The sequence below is a fragment of the Pseudoalteromonas shioyasakiensis genome, from assembly GCF_024518675.1.
GTDB classification, from domain to species: Bacteria; Pseudomonadota; Gammaproteobacteria; order Enterobacterales; family Alteromonadaceae; genus Pseudoalteromonas; species Pseudoalteromonas shioyasakiensis_B.
The window spans coordinates 855,202-877,754 of the sequence record NZ_JANIGL010000001.1; the positions used below are offsets into that span (position 1 = coordinate 855,202).

18 protein-coding genes are annotated in these 22,553 nt (G+C 40.8%); 8 read left to right on the forward strand and 10 right to left on the reverse strand.

What is annotated here, in order from left to right; translation table 11 throughout:
- Positions 1–44: 44 nt before the first annotated feature.
- Together NQT69_RS03690 and NQT69_RS03695 are read right to left on the reverse strand one after the other, a co-directional pair.
- A complete protein-coding gene (locus NQT69_RS03690) occupies positions 45–1,382 on the reverse strand; it encodes an ankyrin repeat domain-containing protein (protein ID WP_256826355.1) in 1,338 nt (445 codons plus the stop codon).
- A 251-nt stretch (positions 1,383–1,633) separates the two neighbouring features.
- A complete protein-coding gene (locus tag NQT69_RS03695; RefSeq protein WP_256826356.1) occupies positions 1,634–2,230 on the reverse strand; it encodes an MlaC/ttg2D family ABC transporter substrate-binding protein in 597 nt (198 codons plus the stop codon).
- 234 nt (positions 2,231–2,464) lie between these two features.
- Here NQT69_RS03695 and NQT69_RS03700 point away from each other — a divergent pair, with 234 nt between their 5' ends.
- The 4 genes from NQT69_RS03700 (at position 2,465) to NQT69_RS03715 (ending at position 5,335) form a co-directional block, all read left to right on the forward strand.
- Entirely contained in the window at positions 2,465–2,998 is a 534-nt protein-coding gene (locus NQT69_RS03700; protein ID WP_256826357.1) for an acyloxyacyl hydrolase, read from the forward strand.
- Positions 2,999–3,047: 49 nt separating this feature from the next.
- Positions 3,048–3,185 carry a DUF2897 family protein gene (locus NQT69_RS03705; RefSeq protein WP_256826358.1) on the forward strand — a complete coding sequence of 46 codons (138 nt, stop codon included), beginning with the start codon at positions 3,048–3,050 and terminating at the stop codon, positions 3,183–3,185.
- A 444-nt stretch (positions 3,186–3,629) separates the two neighbouring features.
- Entirely contained in the window at positions 3,630–4,517 is an 888-nt protein-coding gene (locus NQT69_RS03710) for a LysR family transcriptional regulator (protein ID WP_256826359.1), read from the forward strand.
- A 53-nt stretch (positions 4,518–4,570) separates the two neighbouring features.
- Positions 4,571–5,335 carry a YdcF family protein gene (locus NQT69_RS03715; protein ID WP_256826360.1) on the forward strand — a complete coding sequence of 255 codons (765 nt, stop codon included), beginning with the start codon at positions 4,571–4,573 and terminating at the stop codon, positions 5,333–5,335.
- Between the two features lie 13 nt (positions 5,336–5,348).
- On the opposite strand, the gene NQT69_RS03720 is transcribed toward NQT69_RS03715, so the two are convergent.
- Positions 5,349–6,101, reverse strand: coding sequence for a Nif3-like dinuclear metal center hexameric protein (locus NQT69_RS03720; RefSeq protein WP_256826361.1), 753 nt, complete (start codon positions 6,099–6,101; stop codon positions 5,349–5,351).
- A 150-nt stretch (positions 6,102–6,251) separates the two neighbouring features.
- Here NQT69_RS03720 and NQT69_RS03725 point away from each other — a divergent pair, with 150 nt between their 5' ends.
- A complete protein-coding gene (locus NQT69_RS03725; protein WP_256826362.1) occupies positions 6,252–6,623 on the forward strand; it encodes a hypothetical protein in 372 nt (123 codons plus the stop codon).
- A 134-nt stretch (positions 6,624–6,757) separates the two neighbouring features.
- Here NQT69_RS03725 and NQT69_RS03730 read toward each other — a convergent pair whose 3' ends face one another.
- From NQT69_RS03730 to NQT69_RS03755, 6 genes are all read right to left on the reverse strand, one after another.
- The gene (locus tag NQT69_RS03730) at positions 6,758–9,943 is read right to left on the reverse strand and encodes an amidohydrolase family protein (protein WP_256826363.1); all 3,186 of its coding nucleotides are present in this window, start codon (positions 9,941–9,943) and stop codon (positions 6,758–6,760) included.
- Between the two features lie 96 nt (positions 9,944–10,039).
- Positions 10,040–10,864: a M90 family metallopeptidase gene (locus NQT69_RS03735; RefSeq protein WP_256826364.1), complete on the reverse strand. Its 825-nt coding sequence runs from the start codon at positions 10,862–10,864 to the stop codon at positions 10,040–10,042.
- Positions 10,865–10,938: 74 nt separating this feature from the next.
- Positions 10,939–13,845: a ligand-binding sensor domain-containing diguanylate cyclase gene (locus NQT69_RS03740; RefSeq protein ID WP_256826365.1), complete on the reverse strand. Its 2,907-nt coding sequence runs from the start codon at positions 13,843–13,845 to the stop codon at positions 10,939–10,941.
- A gap of 162 nt (positions 13,846–14,007) precedes the next feature.
- Entirely contained in the window at positions 14,008–14,646 is a 639-nt protein-coding gene (locus NQT69_RS03745; RefSeq protein ID WP_256826728.1) for a CatA-like O-acetyltransferase, read from the reverse strand.
- 118 nt (positions 14,647–14,764) lie between these two features.
- Positions 14,765–15,805, reverse strand: a complete 1,041-nt coding sequence (locus NQT69_RS03750; protein WP_256826366.1) for a Leu/Phe/Val dehydrogenase — start codon at positions 15,803–15,805, stop codon at positions 14,765–14,767.
- A gap of 398 nt (positions 15,806–16,203) precedes the next feature.
- Positions 16,204–17,730, reverse strand: coding sequence for a fumarate hydratase (locus NQT69_RS03755; RefSeq protein WP_256826367.1), 1,527 nt, complete (start codon positions 17,728–17,730; stop codon positions 16,204–16,206).
- 160 nt (positions 17,731–17,890) lie between these two features.
- Between NQT69_RS03755 and pabB the strand changes: the two genes are divergently transcribed.
- The 3 genes from pabB (at position 17,891) to NQT69_RS03770 (ending at position 21,300) form a co-directional block, all read left to right on the forward strand.
- Positions 17,891–19,237, forward strand: a complete 1,347-nt coding sequence (pabB, locus tag NQT69_RS03760) for an aminodeoxychorismate synthase component I (RefSeq protein ID WP_256826368.1) — start codon at positions 17,891–17,893, stop codon at positions 19,235–19,237.
- 6 nt (positions 19,238–19,243) lie between these two features.
- The gene (locus NQT69_RS03765; protein WP_256826369.1) at positions 19,244–19,825 is read left to right on the forward strand and encodes an NUDIX hydrolase; all 582 of its coding nucleotides are present in this window, start codon (positions 19,244–19,246) and stop codon (positions 19,823–19,825) included.
- A gap of 98 nt (positions 19,826–19,923) precedes the next feature.
- Entirely contained in the window at positions 19,924–21,300 is a 1,377-nt protein-coding gene (locus NQT69_RS03770; protein WP_256826370.1) for an L-serine ammonia-lyase, read from the forward strand.
- 55 nt (positions 21,301–21,355) lie between these two features.
- Here the strand turns inward: NQT69_RS03770 and cysB are convergent, their stop codons facing one another.
- Positions 21,356–22,333: an HTH-type transcriptional regulator CysB gene (cysB, locus tag NQT69_RS03775; RefSeq protein WP_256826371.1), complete on the reverse strand. Its 978-nt coding sequence runs from the start codon at positions 22,331–22,333 to the stop codon at positions 21,356–21,358.
- Positions 22,334–22,553 lie beyond the last annotated feature (220 nt).

Genomic DNA, 22,553 nt, shown 5'->3' on the forward strand with positions numbered 1-22,553 from the left:
CAAAAAACGCGCTAAATAGCGCGTTTTTTATCACCTCTGCGAAGTTAAACTAATTCGCTTAAAGTTGCTAATGCAACAATACTGGCAAGCCCTAACTGAGCTATCAAGCTTAAGAAAGAGAAACAGCGCAACACAAATAGACCCCATGGGTGTTTGATATGAGGATACAGTGCACAGCGCTTTAAACTCATGGCAAAAAAGAAGCAAATGACCGACAACATAGTTAGGCTCAGTGTTAATTCGCTTTTTATTGCCAGTGTTTCGTCAAAGAAGAAGAATAATTGTAGCGGCAATAATAAAGTTACAAACGCATGTAACGCATGCACTTTCTTGATTCGGGCGAATTGCCCATCGGGCGACAGCTCTTTAATACCAAAATCACGCTCTAAGCATTTAACCAGTTGGGTTGCTTTTAAACTAACAGCGAGTCGGTAACAACTGAGACCTTCATTGTTACGTACCCTAAAGTCGTAGCCTGATTTAAGTAACAACACCATTAGCGGCTCATTTTTAGCAATAACAGCATAATGTAATGCCGTATTACCTAATTTATCCGTTAATTTTTTATCTTGTTTATCTAGTAATGTCTGAGCTAAATTTACATAACCTTTTTCAACCGCCCACATAAATGCGGTTTTGTTATTTTCGTCACTTAATGTGCCTGTTGCACCTTGCTCAATAAAGCGCATCGCCATGGTTTGTTTAGCGGTATCAAAGCTTAAGTGTGCAAGCAAAGCTTGCTCAAGTAACACTGCAGAATCTACATCAGGAGAAACTTGCGTTAGTAAGGTAAAGTAATCTTTGCCCCCCGCTACTTTCTCGGCTGCTAATTCACTTAACCGTTTCACATCACCCACAGACTCTGGGACAAACTGGCTAAAGCGTTCTCTAAAATCAACTTCTTGCCAAATTGCTAATGCATCTTCAGCACTGATTTTGCTGCCTGCATTTAATGCGTGCTCAATAACTGTAAAATAGCGTTTGGTAAATAAATGACCAATCAATGAAAGTGGAGTATTGATCGCAGCCTGAGCAGCAATACTGGCGTACTTTTCTAATCGTTGACACAATAATAAAACGAGGCTTTCTGGGGTATAGTCATTTTCATAGTAATAGTCTTTTACAGCCGTTATATACTGCTGAGCGTCTTCGTCGTACTCACTAATATGTTGAAAAAAACATTCTTCAAACGGCTCTAATGGCATCAACCATGTAAGGTAATAAATGGGGGGTAATACAGTGGTACAAACACCATCATCTTCTTCAGTGGAGCGACAAGCTGGCCAAGCTTCTAAAGCGTCTAAAATGAATGCCCCGTTTTGCTCGATGAGTCCTTTGACTAACAGCGGGTATTCTTTCGGCCAAATGAGTACATTTTCCATTAAATCAACACAACTCCAGTGTTTAAAATGCGTGGGAAATAAGTGAGTGCATAGTTATAACAACCCTAAACTGACACTGCGCTTAATACTATTTGCTACTTGAGCATAACCTAATATCTAGCTCAAATACGTGGCTCATTCTAGCATACCCAGATCAACGCGCTAGCCTAAACAATGTGATTTTAAAAGAATAATAGAAAACGACAACCAACTTACGTTACTTGTCGTTTTAGGTTGGAGACTTAATGTAGTTACTTATTACTTAGCTCTGTGGTGACTGTATCTAAACCGACCTCTGAAATGCGTTGAATGACTTCTTTTTGCTTCGCACTGAGTAACGAGATCCCTTCCGCAACAATATCATACACTTTCCAACTCCCATCTTTGCTTTGACGTAATTTAAAATGTAAATCAATCGTTGGGGCGCTGCTATCTATGATCTGTGTTTTTACTGTAGCAAAATCACCTTTAGTTAAATTTGAGTCATCTTCAAACTTTATCTCTTGTCCGGTGTACTTCATTAGCGCACCTGCATAAGTAGTACTTAAATAATGTTCAACTGCGGTAATAAACGCTTTAGCTTGGGCGCGGTCAATCCCCTTTATATGTTTACCAAGTAATTTATAAGACACGAACTTTACATCCATATGCGGCATTAAATACTTATCTACAATAGCTGTCATCTCAGCTTTGCTTGCAGTGCCTTGGTTATTTACTTTGCTTATTTCACTAAAAAGCTGATCCCCTACCTGTGATAACAGTTGCACCGGCGACTGCTGCGTTTTAGCAAGTAGTGAACTACTAAATAGAACAAGAAAAATAAGTAAGTAGCGATTGATTAAAGTCATTGTGTGTCTCCTGCAAATATTTAGGTGTAATTTACCTGTTTTCACTGCCAACAAAAAGAAACAAAACAGCAATTTATTAGTGACATTTAAGCACCAATATAAATACCTCTTCATAATCAATCTGTTACTGCCCTACTTTGGTAAACCCACAATGAAGCTGATTTTTTGCCGCTTGAATTCACCTTGTATGCGCCCCTATTGTTTAAATATCAATTTGCGTAACGGACATATCTAATGCTTTACAAACAAACGCTTAAAACTATTTTAATACTTGCCTCTGTTGCTTTTAGCTCCATCAGCTGGGCACTTTCAAATCACGGCTACGCACTTGACTATGTACAAGGGGAAGGTGATGTAAAAGGGTTAAAACTCGCTTATCAATATCATGCTCCGCAGCTGCAATCGATTTTAAGCAATACACATATTTATTTGGAATCAAGTGTTAATATTTGGCAATATGGTGCCGAAAAAAACCATCAGACCAACTTAGTATTAGCGGTCTCTCCCGTGTTTCAATACCCTATTGGGCATATCAACAATATTCCAATAGCAGTCGAAGCTGGGATTGGCTTTTCGCTTATTAACGACACTTACTTTGCAGGTAAAAATGTAAGTACACACTATCAATTTGAGGATAGATTTGGCTTTGTGGCTGACTTCGGCGAGGTTAAAGCGGCACTAAGGTACTTACACTACTCTAATGCAGGTTTCAAACGACCCAACCCAGGGCTTGATTTTATTTCCTTGTCGATTGCTAAACGTTTCTAACTTACATGTCATTTGTTAGACTCACAAAAGATGACACTGGGAGAACATAATGCAGCTTTGGCATATTTTAATTATTGTATTTGTATTAGCCATTATCATTGGCAATATTATGTTATTAAAGCATTCAGCTAATATGGTCTTTAAAGTACCCAAACAACAGCATAAAAAAGAAAACACAAAGCTTTAAATTAGCTTATTGCAGGAGAATCTAGCAAGCAACCCTCCCAATTGTTTGCTAGGTATTCTCCCTTGCTTCTTTATCTACTTAGTCTGAACTCTTGAAATACATTTATTATTTAATATCAATATATCAGTTCATATTTCAACCGGAATTCAGGTTACTTAGATTCTCTCTCACTAACAGCTCCCTCCGTATCCTACTCATTTTAACAAACATACTATTAACGCTAAAAGCATAGTTTCAACTTGAGGTAAATTCATAGGTGAATACAGGTTAAAATACTAAAAACAAATTGACAGCGCTGTCAAATATAGTGCTATAGTTTGCTTGTGAAATTTAAGTAAAATAAACCACTTATTTTAGCCATCTAGACGTTGAAGCATCTCAAATAAAAGCGTAGTATGTTTAAAATCTGAGTGAACCTCACTTTTTCCATGAGAATTATTAAAGATGATTGATGTAAAACACTTAAAGACCATAGCCACATTAAAAGAGACCGGTTCTTTGGTGAATACCGCCCGTGAACTATTTTTAACTCAGTCTGCTTTATCTCACCAGATCAAAGATTTAGAGAATAAATTAGATTGCCAATTATTTGAACGCAAAACTCAACCGGTTCGCTTTACACCACAAGGTATGTTGCTATTAGAATTAGCGAACGAAGTTTTACCAAGAGTTGAAGCAACTAAATGCCGGTTAAAAGAAAGCCTTAATCAACCAATTTCGCAACTGCGCCTGAGTGTAGAGTGCCATGCATGTTTTCATTGGTTATTACCGACAATTAAAGAATTTAATAACTTTTGGCCGGATATAAAAGTTGATTATGAGCGTGGCTTTAGTTATGACGCGATCCCAGATTTACTTAATGAAGAATTAGATTTAGTACTAACGTCTGATATCCGCGAACCTGATAAACTTGAATATGCACACTTGTTTGATTTTAAACTTAAGCTAATTGTCGCTCCAGATCACGAACTTGCTAAAAAAGCCTATGTGACAGCACTTGACTTAAAAAATGAAACTATTATTTCATACCCTATCCCTCGAGAGCGCCAAGATATATTTAAGCATTTTATTCAAAATGCGCGCTTCGATGGCACCTTAAAAACAGTTGACCAAGGACTCTTGATTTTCCAATTAGTCAGTGCAGGAATGGGGGTTGCCGCCCTACCTGATTGGCTTGTGACACCCTATGAGAGTCAAGGGTTGATTAAATCGATCCCGCTTGGGGCATTAGGGCTTACTCGCCCAATGTATTTGGCGATGAAAAAGAATATGAAAGATAACCCTGTTTACCGCCACTTTTTAAATACCTGCAAACTAAATAACGGTCGATAAATTGAAACATTCACAGTAGCATAGACATAAATCTTGTTATCAATGCTACTGTGATGTTTGAACTTAAAAAAATAATTGGCGCAATGCTGATGCCCCTGCCCCTATTTTGTATGATTTGCATAATATGCTTTGTACTAACACTTCGCACTCATAAATTGACTTCACTACTCGGGTTATTATGCATCAGTACACTACTTCTGATCAGCACCCCTTTTGTTGCCCAAAAAATAATTTCTCCAACTGCACAGTTAAACTATACTTTTAATGTCAGTAAACATAAGACCCTAGATAAAATTGTAGTCCTTGGCTGTGACGTAATACCTAATCCACAGTTAACGGCTAACAGTCAACTTGGCAACTGTGCAAAAAGCCGATTAGTCGAAGGCCTGCGTTTGGCATATCAATACCCAAAAGCGCAGCTTATAGTGTCTGGCGGTGGAATTGGTAATACGACGAACAGTCGCTTAATGCAGCAAACAGCTATAAGCTTGGGAATTAGCGCACACCGTATTAAGCAAAACCCATCAGCGATGGATACTGCAGATGAAGCTAAATTTTTAGCCCCAGCATTAGTTGATTTTAAAGTCGCTTTAGTTACTTCTGCCAGCCATATGGCACGTGCCAAAGATCTATTCAACGCACAAGGTGTAGATGTACTCCCTGCGGCCACCGATTACTATGATTTTAGCGCTTGGCCACCACATAAGCAGTACATACCGAGTGTTTATGCATTAAAGGCGGTGACTGGCCACTGGCACGAAGTTATTGGCTCAACATGGATAGCACTGCGCCGCTGGATAAACCCAGAGGCGCTGTAATATTTATTAAAACTTAAACCGGGTTGTCTATATCAATAAAGGTCACATCAAAGCCGTGCTCTTGGGATAACAGCTCACCAAGCGCTTTGACTCCATAACGCTCTGTTGCGTGATGGCCTGCTGCAAAAAAATCAATGCCTTGCTCGCGAGAGCTATGAATAGTCTGCTCTGATGCTTCACCGGTTAAATAGGCATCGATGCCTTGGCTTGCAGCTAAGTCAATATAGCCTTGGCCACCACCCGTACACCAAGCAATGGTTTCAATTGGCTCATCACGTACCAAGCTCGTTAATGGTTCACGGTTAAGCACTTGAGCAATCTTTTGTGCAAATTGCTCACCCATCATTGGCTTTTTTAAACGCCCTTTAACAGCCACACTGTTGTTAACTGGCTCTAGGCCTGTTTCCCACTGGATATCGAGAAGCTCAGCAAGTTGCGCGTTATTGCCAATCACTGGGTGTACGTCAAGGGGTAAATGATAAGCGAACAAATTGATATTATTCGCTAATAACGCACCAACACGCCGTTTTTTCATGCCCGTTATAGGTTGAGACTCGCCTTTCCAAAAATAGCCATGGTGTACCAAAATAGTATCTGCGCCATGGGTAATCGCCGCATCGATAAGCGCTTGGCTGGCGGTCACACCAGTGACTATCTTATTGATCTGCTCACTTCCTTCGACTTGTAGCCCATTCGGGCAAAAATCTTTGATAGAATCAGGTTTTAAGATCTCATTTAATAATTGGTTAAATTCTCGACGTTGCATAATTATCTGCCACCTCTACATTAGATTTTGTGCAAATTCTGGCGTTTATGCAGACAAAATGGAAGGAAAATCGCAAAAAATTGAAAAGTTCGCTAAAACTAGGTATAAATGTGTATTCTTTATCTGTGTATACAACGTATAGGGCCTCTGATGAGCAAACTAGACAAAACAGAAGTGTTAAATGCCTTTGAAGCAGCATATGAAGCTGCCAATGGTAAGAAACCTGAAATCACGACTAAACCGGGTTGGTACAGCATCGACGGCGGCAAAAATTTACGCCTTGCAGATGTAGCTGAATTAACTGAGCAGCTTACATCTGGTAAAACTGCTGAGCAACCTGCTGCAAAAGCGCCAGCTAAAAAAACTAAAACGAAAACTGCCGCACCAGTAAAGTCAGCTGAGAAAAAAGCACCATTTACTGTAGTAACAGCAAGCGAAGATGGCTACACAGCCGAAGAGCTTTGGATTGTTTACTTAGCAGAAAAAGATCACGACTGCCGCCTACCGCGTGGTGTAGTGTGATTTAAAGTAAACTACTTTAAATGAAAAAACCGCTTAACAAGCGGTTTTTTTATGTCTGGCATAATGGCAATCATACGGTTAAGTAAAAGCGACTCTCGTCGCTTATTACCAATAATGGCCACTAAGTAGCGTGACTACTTTTGTTCAAAGTACAGTTTATCACGTTGCTTTTGGCCTACTTCATTCATGGTCGCAGCGTTGAATAAACGGCCATTGATCATGGTGTAGTCAACTTTGTCAGTATCACGAATGTTTTCAAGTGGATTGCCGTCAATAACCACTAAGTCAGCAAGCTTTCCTACCTCAAGTGAACCAATGTTTTTATCAAGGCCAATGTATTTAGCAGGATCAAGTGTCGCTGCACGTAGCGCTTCAAGTGGGGACATGCCGCCTTGCACAAACATCCAAATTTCCCAATGAGCCGCCAAACCTTCACGTTGTCCATGGGCACCTAAATTCACCAATACGCCTAAATCTTGTAACTCTTTAGCTACGCGCGCATTGTTAAAGTGGTTATAGTGATGATCGGGCGCTTTAACTCGGCGCATAGAGCGCGGTAGCAATTGATTTTTAGGCACAAATTTACTTAAACGCGGGTGATTCCACACGTCGGTTTTATCATACCAATAGTTTTCACCCCAAATACCACCATAGGCAACGCCTAAAGTAGGAGTGTAGCCTACGTCACTTTGTGACCAAAGCTGTTTAATATCATCATAAATATTTGCCACTGGGATCGAGTGCTCAATCCCTGTGTGACCATCCACCACCATGGTTAAGTTATGCTGTAATAATGAGCCACCTTCTGGCACCACCATCATTTCAAGCTCACGCCCAGCTTCAATAACTTGTTGACGTTGCTCACGTCGTGGTTGGTTATATGATTTAACACTAAACGCGCCCACTTTCTTTAAGCGCTCTAAATGAAACTTAGCATCATCTAACGAATCAATATGCGAGGTGTACCCTGGCATATTTGCACCATATAAAATGGTACCCGTTGAGAAAATACGCGGCCCTACAATAGTGCCTGCTTTTTGCATTTCGCTGGCGGCAAAAATCTCTGTGGTGTCATTCGATGGATCGTGAATCGTTGTCACACCTAACGATAATCCAGCTAAGTTTTTCCAATTTTGCTCCGGTATGATTTCGTTACTACCTTGCGAACCATGAGCATGAGCATCGACAATACCTGGCATGATGGTTTTACCTGCCACGTTAATAACTTCAGCACCTTTAGGAATCGTTACGCTATCTGCACTACCAAGTGCTTTGATGTGTTTGCCATCAGTGATCAGTACGCCGTTTTCGATGACTTTATCACCTTGCATAGTAATAATACGCGCACCGGTTAGCGCAAACATACCTTTAGGCTCTGCCATCTTCTTGCTAAAGCTAATATTATCACCGCTTTTCACTTTAAAGTCGGCATCTTCAGCTTGGTTAATATCAAAAATACCTGCTAGGCTGGCATGATAAAGTTCCGGGCCTAAAGTCCAATAAAGTTTATCGCTGTTTGCACTCCAGCTAATATTTTCACCTGCCCGCACTGATAGCTGCTCGATAGGGAACTGACTGTCTTTCGGGCCGATATTTATGCTCTTACCATTTTCAACAAGCGGTGTAACAAACACTTTAAAACGCTCTGCAAACGCTAAGTACTTACCATTAGGTGATACTCTAAACTCTGTCGCATGCTTTGATTCATATAACTTTTGTACTTTTTTAGTATCAAGCTCAACTGCACTTAAACTCGGTTTTGGCCACGGACTCATAACAAAAATGCGGTCACTGGTCGCACCAAACTGCGGCTGATAGCCACTTTTCGTAATTAACTCAGGCTCTCCACCTTTGCTACTCACTGCATAGATCCCCGGATGTAATGACCAATCAGGGTTTAATATGCCGCCGCCTGACGCTTTACGATAAACCACAGTTTTGCCATCAGGGCTAAATGTAGGTTCAACGTATTTACCCGGCTCTTGTGTAATGGTATCGCCACGACCACTGCGCGTAGATACAACTCGAACACTGCCTTGCTCGTTATCATCCCAGGTGACATAAACAATTTTTTTACCATCACGAGAAAACTGTGGAAACAGTTCAAAATGATCATCTTGGCGTGTTAAACGCTTAATTTTCCCTGACTCTAAATCACGTTTATAAATATGCCCAAGCGCCTCAAAAATAGCGGTTTCACCATCAGGCGAGACTTGCACATTACGCAGCATTTTTACGTCAAATTCATCACTATCAATATTTTGTGTAAAACGCACTGCGGTTTGAATTTTTTTATTGGTTTCGACATTAAAAGCAATGTTTTCGACTGATTTATCTTCAACATCAAGCTTGTTAATTTTACCACCAGCCCAGAATATTAATTCGTCGTTATCTGGTGTCCATGCAATCGTTGGGTAAACGCCGTGAATCGCCCACGTTTCTTGCATATCACGTTCAAGCTTGTCGTACAGTTTAGTGTGTTTACCTGAGGTTAGGTCATAAACGTATAAACTGGTTTGAAAGTCATCACGCTTAATGTACGCAAGCTTTTTACCATCCGGTGACGGTGTTGGCCTAATTGCCCCACCCATACCTTGAATAATAGTTTCAATCTCACCTGTTTGGCGGTCAAAACGTTTTATTTTGTAGATGCCGGCAACAGAATCTTTTGAGTAATGGAAGGTTTTACCTGGTGTTGCATCGTGAGAAAAATAAACATAACGACCATCAGGTGAAAACATTGGCTCACCTAAGTCTTTTTGATCATCAGCTCGCTTTGTTAACTGAACCCCTTTACCACCAGCTTTATGGTAAAGCCATACTTCACCTGCACCTAAAGAGCGTGTTGCAGTAAAGTGCTTACGTGCCACGATATAATCGCCATCTGGGCTCCAAGCAGGGCTATTGAGTAATCTAAAGGTTTCGTCGGTAACAGCGGTTTGATTTTCACCATCCACATCCATAACCCAAATATTGTCACCGCCACCTTGATCTGAGGTAAACGCAATGCGTTTACCGTCAGGGCTAAAGCGAGGTTGCATTTGCCATGCAATGTCTGATGTCAGTTGTGTGGCTTTGCCACCGTTGATGGGCATAGTATAAATATCACCAAGTAAATCAAACACAATGGTTTCACCATCAGGACTCACATCAACGTTCATCCATGTGCCTTGGCTCACGTTAATCGCCGCATCAACAAACTGACCTTGTGGCGAATCTACTTGCCATTTTTTATCATCTGCATTATCTGCAGCATGCACATTTGAATAAAGTGCTAACGATACTGATACAGCCAATGCTGTTTGCAGTAGTTTTTTCATCGAATTCTCGCTTGTTTTTGTTGTTTATTAATATGATTGCAACAAAAAGCACAGCAAGTTACCAGCAATATCTGATAAAGCGTCTTAAATTGGCGGTTAATGCCATTTAATTGGATCAAACTGGTAATAGTTCACCAGCATAGTGTAAATCTCAGGGTCATAATGGCGCAGCTCACTAGGCTTTTCTAAAAACGTTTCGGTGATCACCGCAAAAAATTCAGCCTCGTTGGTTGCGCCATAGCTGTGAATAACATGGGGCATGCTATAGGCCACATGAGTTTTAAGTTGATTAAAAGCACGGCTAAACACTCTCGCCCACTCTTTATAATCAGCCGCTTTTTTTAGTAACGGAGTACCCGTTGTTTTACCCGTTTCTTGATCAAGTTGATGTGCAAATTCATGAAACACCAAGTTATGGCCATCACTTGGTAAGCGATTTCCTTCAAGTACATCATGCCAACTGAGAACCAGTGTACCACCAGGCCAAGACTCACCTTGACGAACTGTATTATGGTAGCTGACTAAACCAGCATTATCACGTGAGGTTTGCGGAGCGTAATAGGCGCTTGGGTATAATAAAATTTCTCTAACATTTTTATATAAAGGCCAAGGTTTATTTAGTACTAAAACGCAGGCATCCGCTGCAACAATCAGCTTCATAGCATCGTTAAGCTTTAGACCATCGCAGCCAATAAAGCGCTTTTCATTTAAAAACCAAACGATGTGGCGCTCAAGTTTAGCGCGATCAGCATCTGTCATTTTTTGATAAATTGGCATATAACGCAGCAATAAAGATTTTTGCTGCTCATTAAGACGGTACTCTCGGTACTTTTTTTGCCAAAGCTGATTTTGAATATCAGGCCAGCGCCAATAAACAACCACAAACGCTATTAACGCAAGAATCAATAAACCATTTACCATTAGCAGGCTCGCTGAGAAAAGACTAAGTTATTAATATGACCGCCAAAGTCATATTTCAATCTTTTACTATAAATTTAACAGGGAGCTGATTGAGGCTGAATTACTTCAACTCGATTCCGGCCATTGTTTTTTGCTTTATAAAGCGCTTGATCGGCACTGGCCAATAAACGGTCGTATTCATCAACTAAGCTCGAATCGGCAATACCAAAACTCACCGTGACCTTAATACCTTCGGCTATCGACGAAAAATCATGATTTTCAATATCAACTCTTAATTGCTCACAAATCTCGACCGCTTGATGTGCCGTTTTATTAGGTAAAAGCAAAGTAAACTCTTCCCCTCCCCAACGAGACACTTGATTAGAATTCCTATCGCAGCATTGTTGTAATATGCTTGCTATTACGCATATCACTTTATCGCCTACCATGTGAGACCAAGTATCGTTAATGCGCTTAAAGTGGTCAATATCAATGATTGCAATACTAAGTGGTTGCTTTGATTCTTTTATCTCATCAAAATTTTCGGCAAGCCAAGTATCAAATGCCCGTCGATTGGGGATCCCTGTTAACTGATCATGGCTGGCCTGATAAGCAAATGCATCATTTTGTAATTGTAGATCATGGGTCTGTTGTTCAACACGAAGCTTTAACTCTTTTTCAATCTTTTTATAGTGGTACAAACGGTATTTATAAACTGCAAATATCATGACAATTAGCGATAAAAATACCATCAATTTAAAGCTCAATTTTTGCCAAAAATAAGATTGGATAACAAAGTCTAACGCCTGATGGTTTTCTTGCCACTGACCATTAGGGTAACCTGCACGCACCATGAAGGTGTATTTCCCTGGCGCTAAATTAGTATATTCAGTAATGTTTAGTTGCTGGCGATCTACCCACTTATCATTATAACCTAACAACTTAGTCTGAAACTTTAACCGTTGTGGCATAATAAAACTGAGCCCGGCATAATGAAATGAAACCCGAGCAGAACCTGGTGGTAATTTAAATTCATTCTCAGTTAAATTAAATGGGGTGTGCTTGCCATCAACCAAAACACTTTCTATAACGGTGGGTAACTCAAGTTGTGAAGCGCGCTTTAAGCGCTCCGGCATTGCAGTTGCAGCACCTAAAGCGGTGGCAAACCAAATACTGCCATCTTTATGTACCACAGCCGCAGGGTTTGAGCCGCCGTTAGCTTGAGCACTAAGCATACCATCGCCTTCATCAAACAACTGGTATTGCAAACTAGCGGCTTTGTTATGCGGGTTATTTAATAGCTCATTCACTTGCTGTTGCTTAACCTGAATGATGCCTCGGTTACTTGAAAGCCAAAATGAATCACCTTGTTCAATGATTTGAAATAGCTTATCAACAGGTAAGCCTTGCTCGCGACCGAGCATCGCAATATCACCAGTTTCAATGTTAAAACGAATAAGTCCTCTATCTGTGGTCATCCACATAAAGTCATTTTGCGCATAAAAGCCAAATGCATATTCAGCATTAAATTTTCGTGGAAACAGCTGCCCTTTAAACTCACCTAAAGTGTCATTGAACATAGCAACGCCCACGCCGGTGCCAACCCAAACATGGCCTTGTGAATCAAGTGCCAACGCCATAATAAAATCACCAGGCAAACCTTGATCAGTCGTGAATTGCGTTAATGAGCCATCAATTTCTATTCGCGTTAATCCTGTCGCCGTGCCAATCCATAACCTTTGTTGATTATCGAATAACAGAGCCCTCACCTCATTACTAGCCAGCCCCGAGTCTCGATTAATAACAGTATGTATTTCATTATTTACCACTCGCATTACACCGGCGGTGTAAGTGCCGAGCCAAACTCCGCCCGTATTATCTTCGGCTAAACTCAACACAGAGATAGGTTTATCGTTATCAACTGAAGCGAACGATTCTATTTGCTCATTATGTAGTTTGTTTAGACCAGTACTACCGCCGACCCAAATGCTACCATCAGAATGAGATAAAACGGTGCGTATATAATCGGAGCTCAGCCCCCGCTTTCTAGTCCATGAGGAAAATGGGGCTTCTCTGAGACGATATAATCCGCCATTGGTGCCAACCCAAATACTATTTTCTCTGTCTTGTAACAAAGACAGTATTCTATTACCGGGTAACCCAGCCTTAGCATCAAGCTGTTCGAGACCAAGCGTACTCAGCCTAAATACACCTTTATTGATTGTACCAAACCAGAGATCATGATGATCATCCTCTAAAATGCTCGAAACAGACTCACCATTCAATTGCTGATGAACAGTTATAAATTGATCATCAACTAACTTCCACGCTCCTTTCTCCCCCCCAACAATAAGCTGTCCTTCTCGTGTGAGTAATAATGTATAAATAGGTGCATTAGGCAATCCTTGTTCAGGGGTGACCAAGTGGGCTTGATGATTTTCAATTTTGTATAAACCATCACTAGTAGCAGCCCAAATAACTCCGCTTGCATCTTGTATCAAACGATATGCACTTAGGTTTATTAGCACGCTAGTTTCTTGCTCAGAGTCAGCGCTACGGTGCACCAAACCTTTCCCCTCCAACGCCAACCAAAGTTCGCCAGATTCAGCCGTTAAGATATGATTAACCATAGCTTCGGCACTTGGCTGGGTGTCCCATTGCCCATGCAGTAAGTGGCTTACACCACCCCGAGCACCGACAATGTAAAGACCGCCATCAGGCTGAGCCGACAAACTACGTAACCCTGAGTCCGGTAAGCCAGGAATTTCTGAGCGGGTGAATAATTTAAATTCGCGTCCATTAAAACGCGCAAGCCCCTCCCATGTCGCTATCCAAATATAGCCGTCGTTGGTTTGCGCTAAACTATTAATACTATTGTGGGGTAAACCTGTGCGGGTGCTCCAAGTTTCAGAAAAGTAGTCATTTAAAGGAAGGCGTGTTTGCTCACTAGCAATACACGCTGATTGTATTATCAAAAAAAGAAATAGACTTATTCGTCGCATTATATTGAACGCCTTCCCAATTACTAACTAATGATTTAGTTATAAAACAACCAGTTATATAATGATTTTGCCTTAATTTATTATCATTATTCTTGTTTTCATAGTATTTATACTAGCATAGTACTAATTTCAGTTTCATTAACAAGCTATTCATAAATGAAATTACTCTTGGCAGTAACTATTTATACATTGCATGAAACACTCAACAAACCGAGCTACGTGAAGGCCATCCATCAATGCATGATGCACATCAATCGATAAAGGCATTTTACCCGTTTCAGTATCATATTTACCAAAGACTAATTTAGGTATGCCCAAGCTTGTTCCCTGACTATGTGCATGAGAAAAGCTAGAAAATGCTAACCAAGGTAAAACGGAAATATGAATCAGATCAGCCTCTCCTTCTGTTTGCTCAAATGCACTGGAAAATAAGGGTTGTTGTTTTGCTGACTCACTTACCTGATGCGCACGTTTAGCAAACTCAGCAAAGTCATTGCACAAGTTAAAATAACTGAAGCGAAAGGTATCATCTGGTGCAAGTTCTACCACACTCGCCCGCGTACTTTGCAATTGCACAGGGTTATCATCAACAATACGCAGTTGCATGGGGTGGTATTGGTGGCAAGCTCGTAGCGCTAAGAATATGTAACTTTGAAAAAAAGAGCGTTTATGCGATTGACAGTATTGGTACAGCGGCTGCATATCTAGCTGTACGCAAACATTAAAATAAGGTTGGGTAAAGTCTTTGAAAAGCGCAAAGTGCTGGGCACGAGGCCAGCTAGTTAAAGGGATCGGAGTCATTATAATTTTTGTAAACGGTAAAACTAAAGTGTAGCTTGGTTTTTTCAAGCCACAAAGAAAAAGGCGCACATTAGTACGCCTTTATAAGCAAAGATACGTTTAAAATTAGCTAACGTACTTAAAGGCCGTTAGCAATAATTTCTTGCGCGAGTTCATCAGCAATTAAATGAGTCGACTTTTGCTCTTTTTCACTGCGGGCAAAAATTTCAGTTAAGGTCGTAAAAATACCCTCAACGTGCTTATTAGATGCCTCAACAGAATAACCCTGTGGCGCGGTTTCATAATAAACATTAATAATACCACCGGCATTAATGACATAATCTGGTGCGTATAAAATGCCTTTTTCGCGAATGATCTCACCGTGGCGAGACTCAGCTAGTTGGTTATTAGCACAGCCAGCAATGATTGTTGCTTTAAGACGTGGGATCGTCACATCATTAACTGTGGCACCTAATGCACACGGCGCATACACGTCTACATCAAGGTCATATATATCATCAATACCTACCGCCGTAGCAGCAAAATCATTAACTACTTTATCTACCGCAGCTTGATTTATATCAGTAACAAATAATTGTGCGCCCGCTTCATGTAAATGTTTACACAAAGCATAAGCAACAGCGCCTAAACCTTGTACGGCGACTTTGATACCGCTTAAATCTTGATGGCCGCGTTGATGTTGCAGCGCCGCTTTAATACCTAAAAACGTACCATAAGCAGTAAAAGGTGAAGGGTTACCACTTTTACCTTCAAGGCCTAATACATAGTCAGTTTCTTTATTCATTATAGCGACATCAGCACAGGTGATGTTTACATCTTCGGCTGAATAGTAGCTACCATTTAAACGCTCTAACTGACGACCAAAGGCACGAAATAGCTGTTCCGATTTAATTTCCTTTGCATTCCCAATAATTACAGATTTACCACCACCAAATGGCAGACGAGCAACCGCATTTTTATAGGTCATCCCTTTTGATAAGCGCAGTGCATCAACTACTGCATCGTCATCACTGGCATAATCCCACATTCTACAACCACCAACAGCTGGGCCTAAGTTAGTATTGTGAACGGCGATGATTGCACGTAAGCCTGATTCTTTATCTGAACAAAAAACCACTTGCTCGTGGTTATCAAAGTCAACTTGATTAAACACAGCCACTTTATTTTACTCCGAAATTTATAACCCGTGAGAGGGTATGAGCGCTGAAATTGCCGAGACTTTATCACTTCAAATTGCACCTTACCACTATATGAGATGATAAAACCTATCAAAATCAGTAAGAATAATAAATTAGCCTTAACAACTTTATTTTTGACATTATCAATACAAAAATAGCTTATTAACAAATTAATTATTCAAACTTAAAAGTTAAAAACGAAGATACGCTTACGTAAACGTAAGACAGCCGTTCACTGTAAACTAAATACTACAACCGAAAAAGTTCGCGCAATACTTTAAATATAGAGGCTTAAGGGAAATGGTGGGGATTTGTTAAAACTGGTCTGATCTGACAACGGTATTCAGCAATGCTGAATACCGAGAACAGAGGAAGCTAATTATTGCAATTTGCCATCAAGCTCTTCAATTTTAGCTTTCCAAATTGCAGGACCTTGAGTATGAGCATTCGCTCCTTCACTATCGACCGCAACAGTCACTGGCATATCTTCTACTTCAAATTCATAGATGGCTTCCATCCCTAAATCTTCAAATGCCACAACTCGTGCTTTCTTAATAGCTTTAGAAACTAAATAAGCTGCGCCACCTACGGCCATTAAATACACTGATTTGTTTTGCTTAATCGACTCTACTGTCGCTGGACCACGTTCAGCTTTACCTATCATGCCAACAATACCTGTTTTTTCTAGCATCATGTCGGTAAATTTATCCATACGTGTTGCCGTTGTTGGGCCTGCTGGGCCTACAGCTTCATCACCAACAGCATCTACAGGGCCAACGTAGTAAATAAACTTATTATCAAAGTCCACACCTTCAGGTAAACCTTCTCCTGAGTTGATCATATCTTGTAGGCGTTTATGGGCAGCATCACGACCAGTTAAGATAGTGCCAGAAAGCAATACCGTTTCACCCATTTTCCATTCTTGTGTATCTTCTTTGGTAAGCGTGTTTAAATCAACACGGCGTGTACCCTCGCCTACTTCAAACGTCACTTCTGGCCAATCTTCAAGTTTAGGCGCTTTTAAGTCTGCAGGGCCTGAGCCATCAAGAGTAAAGTGTACGTGGCGAGTTGCTGCGCAGTTAGGGATCATAACCACAGGTTTAGACGCGGCATGAGTAGGTGCGGTTTTAATTTTTACATCCACAACCGTGGTTAAACCACCTAAGCCTTGTGCACCAATACCTAATTTATTCGCACGCTCAAAAATATCTAAACGCATTTTTTCTTCGGTTGTTTCTGCACCGCGTTCAATTAGCTCATGAATATCAACCGGATCCATTAATGATTCTTTCGCAAGTACCGCAGCTTTTTCTGCAGTACCGCCAATACCTATACCTAGCATGCCAGGCGGACACCAGCCAGCCCCCATTGTTGGTAAGGTTTTTTCAACCCATGCAGCCACATCATCAGATGGGTTAAGCATTACCATTTTAGTTTTATTTTCAGAGCCGCCGCCTTTTGCAGCAACCATAACTTCAATTTCGCCACCCGGCACTAAATCAATATGCACAACTGAAGGCGTATTATCTTTAGTGTTTTTACGCGTGCCCGCAGGATCAGCAACAATCGATGCACGTAGCGGGTTATCTGGGTTTAAATAAGCTCGGCGAGTACCTTCGTCAACCATTTGCTGTACCGTTAAGTCTGTTTTATCCCACTTAACATCCATACCTACTTTTACAAAACACGTGATGATACCTGTGTCTTGGCAAAGTGGGCGCTTACCTTCAGCCGACATACGCGAGTTAATAAGAATTTGGGCAATGGCATCTTTAGCAGCTTTACTTTGCTCTTTGTTATACGCTTTTTCGAGTGCTTGAACAAAATCAAGTGGGTGATAAAACGAAATATATTGTAAAGCATCTTCAATGCTATCAATAAAGTCTTGCTGACGGATAGTACTCATAGGGGTTCCTTAAGTTACTTTTACGTATTAATACACGTAACATAAATCAAACCGGTGACGGTGGTTTGTAACGCAATAGGCAACTAAACGCTGCCAAAAAAATTTAACTTATGATACCCTCCCAGCCCGTTTCGAGCCAGTTTTTCAGGGTAAAAAATAGATGATAAAACAACATAAAACCTGTATTCAATTAGACATTTCGCTCAACTGTGTCGAGGTTTTTAGCTATTTCTGTGATTTACCTTATGCTGTACTACTTGATTCTGCTAATAGTGACCATGAAAATAGCCGCTTTGATATCATCGCTATCTCGCCTTTAATGCGTTTAGAAGTGAAAAACAATCAGGTGTTTGTGGATGATCAATTAACTGAGCAAAGTTGTTTTACCGTATTGCAAGCACAGTTAAATAAACTGAATGACACTAAAGCGCACCCTGAACTGCCGTTTAATGGAGGCTGGCTTGGCTATTTTGGCTATGATTTTGGCCGTGTAATTGAAACTCTGCCAGAAGCAGCCATCTATGATATTGATATGCCGCAGCTTGCAGTCGGTCTCTACCCAGATGCGCTCATCTACGATAAACAACAAAGCGGTTGGTTTTATATCGCCCAACCAAATACCGATAGACTAGCGCTATATTTATCGTTTCTAGACAATACGACCAAACAACGCACTCCTTTTGCAATAACTCAAGATTGGTCATCTAATATGACCAAAGCACAGTACACCGACAAATTTGCAAAAATCCAAGCATATTTAAAAACTGGTGATTGTTACCAAATAAACTTAGCGCAACGCTTTAAGGCTCAGTACCAAGGCAGTGCTTGGCACGCATATTGTACCCTTCGCGAGGCTAACAAAGCACCGTTTTCAAGTTTCATTAACCACCCTGACGGTGCCATTTTATCTATTTCACCTGAGCGTTTTATTGCCATTAAAGATGGAAGAATTCAAACCAAGCCTATCAAAGGTACTTTACCACGCTGCGTTGATGAAATAGCAGATCAACAACAAGCTGTTCGGTTACAACAATCGAGCAAAGATCGCGCCGAAAATGTGATGATCGTCGACCTGCTACGTAATGATTTAGGTAAAGTTGCAAAGCCAGGCAGTGTAAAAGTACCTTCACTATTTGCTATAGAAAGCTTTCCTGCTGTACATCATCTAGTGAGTACGGTAACTGGCGAACTAAGTGACGATAAAACCGCGGTTGATCAACTTAAAGCGGCTTTTCCTGGTGGCTCAATTACCGGTGCCCCTAAAATTCGTGCGATGGAAATTATTGAAGAGTTAGAGCCCCACCGCCGCAGCGTTTATTGCGGTTCTATTGGCTATTTAAGTGCCTGCGGTAATATGGATACCAGTATTACAATCCGCACCTTGGTTTGCCATCAACACCACATTTACTGTTGGGCAGGTGGCGGCATTGTGGCCGATTCTCAAGCTGACTTGGAATACCAAGAAACATACGATAAAGTAAATAAAATTCTTCCACTACTTAAGTAAAATACTGTGAACAGCCAACAGCTACTGGCCCGTTTCCAACTGAGTGTCGCAGCAAATACGCAGTCATTAAGCGCGCACCCACATAAAACACGACGTGCAAGTGCGGTTATGCTGGCGTTAATTGATGTGCAAAACAGCGCACATGTTTTACTTTGTAAACGTCCTCATTATTTAAAACATCACCCTGGCGAAATTTGTTTACCTGGTGGGAAACGAGAAGTCAATGACCCAAGTTTACGTCATACTGCACTGCGTGAGTTAAATGAAGAGCTTAATATTCAAGCCGCACACGTTAACGTGATTGGGCAACTACCTGAATACTCAACATTAACAGGGTTTACTATCACGCCATTTATTGGCGTATTGCAACCTAACACCGAATGGTTTGAGGATCGTAATGAAGTGGCAGCGAGTTTTTTAATTCCAATTAGCGCATTAATTGACACTAACAACTGGCAACCTTTGCCTTTTCAACGTTTTGGCAAAACCATTACCCTAGAAGGGTTTCCAACAAAGCATGGCTTGCTCTGGGGCGCGACCGCAAGCATTATAAAAAACTTTACAAACCAGCTAGCCATACCAGTTTAAATCTGTGCTGCAAAAGGTTACAAGCAAACAATTACACGTTATTATGTGCGACCGTTCAAAGACAGCAGTCGTGCTGAGTAAAAAGTAGAGTAAAATATATGATCAGTGCATTCGATATGTTTAGTATTGGCATTGGCCCGTCGTCATCTCACACCGTCGGACCTATGCGCGCCTCACGTTTATTTGTTAATGAATTACAACAACAAAACCTGTTAGCAGATGTCACGAGTGTCAAAGTAGAGTTATACGGTTCGCTTGGTCAAACTGGCATTGGCCATGGCTCAGGTAAAGCCGTTATTTTAGGGCTTGCCGGTTACGATCCAGAAACCATCGACGCCGATTTAGTCGACGACATTCTCGCTAAAATTGAAGATGAACAGGTTATTTACCTTAATAAAACGCATAAAGCTAAATTTCCTAAGCAAGGGGCTATTGTTTTTCATCGCCGTAAAACATTACCTAAGCACTCAAATGCCATGGAAATTATTGCCTACAAAGAATCTGAACGTGTATACAGCAAAGTATATTACTCGATTGGAGGCGGCTTTATCGTCACAGACGAAGAGTTTGATAACGAAAAACAAGCCGCACTTGATATTCGCGAGCAAAACCCAGCACCTTATCCGTTTGAAACCGCCAAAGATCTACTCGAAATGTGCAAAGAGTCAGGCTATAGCGTTTCAACACTGATGATGAAAAATGAAAAAACGCTGCGCAGTGAAGAAGACATAAAAGATGAATTATTCAATATTTGGCAAGTTATGAAAGCCTGTATTGAACGTGGTATGCGCACAGAAGGTATTTTACCAGGTGGCTTAAAAGTAAAACGCCGTGCGCCTAGTTTGCATTTAAAGCTCAATATTGAAGTGAATAACGACCCATTACGAGCAATGGATTGGGTCGATTTATTTGCCCTTGCAGTCAATGAAGAAAATGCAGCCGGTGGTCGGGTTGTTACCGCCCCAACAAATGGCGCGGCAGGTATTTTGCCCGCCGTACTAATGTATTACCACACATTTATTAAAGAAGTAGACCGCGATATTGCTACTCGCTATTTATTAACCGCCGCCGCCATTGGTATTTTATATAAAAAGAATGCCTCTATTTCAGGAGCTGAAGTTGGCTGCCAAGGTGAAGTGGGCGTAGCCTGCTCTATGGCCGCTGGTGCATTAACTGAAATTGTTGGTGGTAACGTAGTTCACGTTGAAAACGCAGCTGAAATCGGCATGGAACATAACCTAGGCCTAACCTGTGATCCGGTTGGCGGACTCGTGCAAGTACCGTGTATTGAACGAAATGCCATGGGGGCGATTAAAGCGATTAACGCATCTCGTCTTGCTATTCGTGGCAGTGGAGAACAAAAAGTATCTTTGGATAAAGTGATCAAAACCATGCTTGATACCGGTAATGACATGAAAACCAAATACAAAGAAACCGCTCGCGGTGGTTTAGCCGTTAATATCATTGAGTGCTAAATTTTAGCCATTAAAAAAGCCGCTAGTTGCGGCTTTTTTAATAATTATAAAGGCGTTACTTAACAGGTAACTCGATATCTTCAAATAACTTATCAACATCTTCTTGATTACGTAATAAGCTTGCTCGCTCTACCCGCTCTTTTGTTAAGTGCGGTGCAAAACGTTCAATAAAGTCATACATATAACTACGTAAAAAGCTGCCTTTTCTAAAACCTATTTTTGTTGTGCTGGCTTCAAATAAATGACTCGCATCAATACACACTAAATCAGTATCTGAGAGTTGGTCAATTGCCATAGAAGCAACCACACCTACGCCTAAACCTAAACGTACATACGTTTTAATTACATCAGCATCGGTTGCAGTAAACACAATATGCGGCTCTAAGCCTTGCGCGTTAAATGCTTTATCAAGTTCAGAACGGCCCGTAAAACCAAATACATAAGTAATTAGCGGATATTGAGAAATATCAGCAACGGTTAGCGAGTTGGCTTTTTTAGCAAGGGGATGATCTTTTGCCACAACAATACTACGATTCCAGTGATAGCATGGCAGCATCACTAAATCTGAATATAAATGCAGAGCTTCAGTGGCAATAGCAAAATCAGCATCTCCTCGAGCGGCCGCATCAGATATTTGCTGCGGCGTACCTTGATGCATATGTAAAGACACTGCAGGGTACTTTTTCATAAAGCCCTGAATAACACTCGGCAATGCATAACGTGCTTGCGTATGTGTAGTCGCAATATTTAGCTTACCTTGATCTGGTAATGTATGCTCATTGGCAACCGCTTTTATCCCTTCAACTTTTGATAGGATTTCACGCGAAATATTAATAATTTCATTTCCCGCGCTAGTTACGTGGGTTAAATGTTTACCACTTCGACCAAAAATTTGTACGCCCAACTCATCTTCTAACATGCGTACTTGCTTAGAAATACCGGGTTGAGAGGTAAATAAGCTCTCAGCGGTAGCTGACACATTAAGTTTATGGTTTTGGACTTCGACGATGTATCTGAGTTGTTGTAATTTCATGGCTGCATTTTTAGTGTTGTTATACTGCTTATTTATAAATGTTGAAGTACGTCAAGCCAAGCTTTATTTCTACAAATTAGAATAAAATGACTAAACCCATCACAATTTATAAGATTATTGTTCTTAGGCTAGCACAAACACACGTTTTGAGGTAGCCATCTTTTAAAGCTAAAGACCTGTGAAAAGCCTACATCCCAACTTTTATAGTTAAAAAGAATGA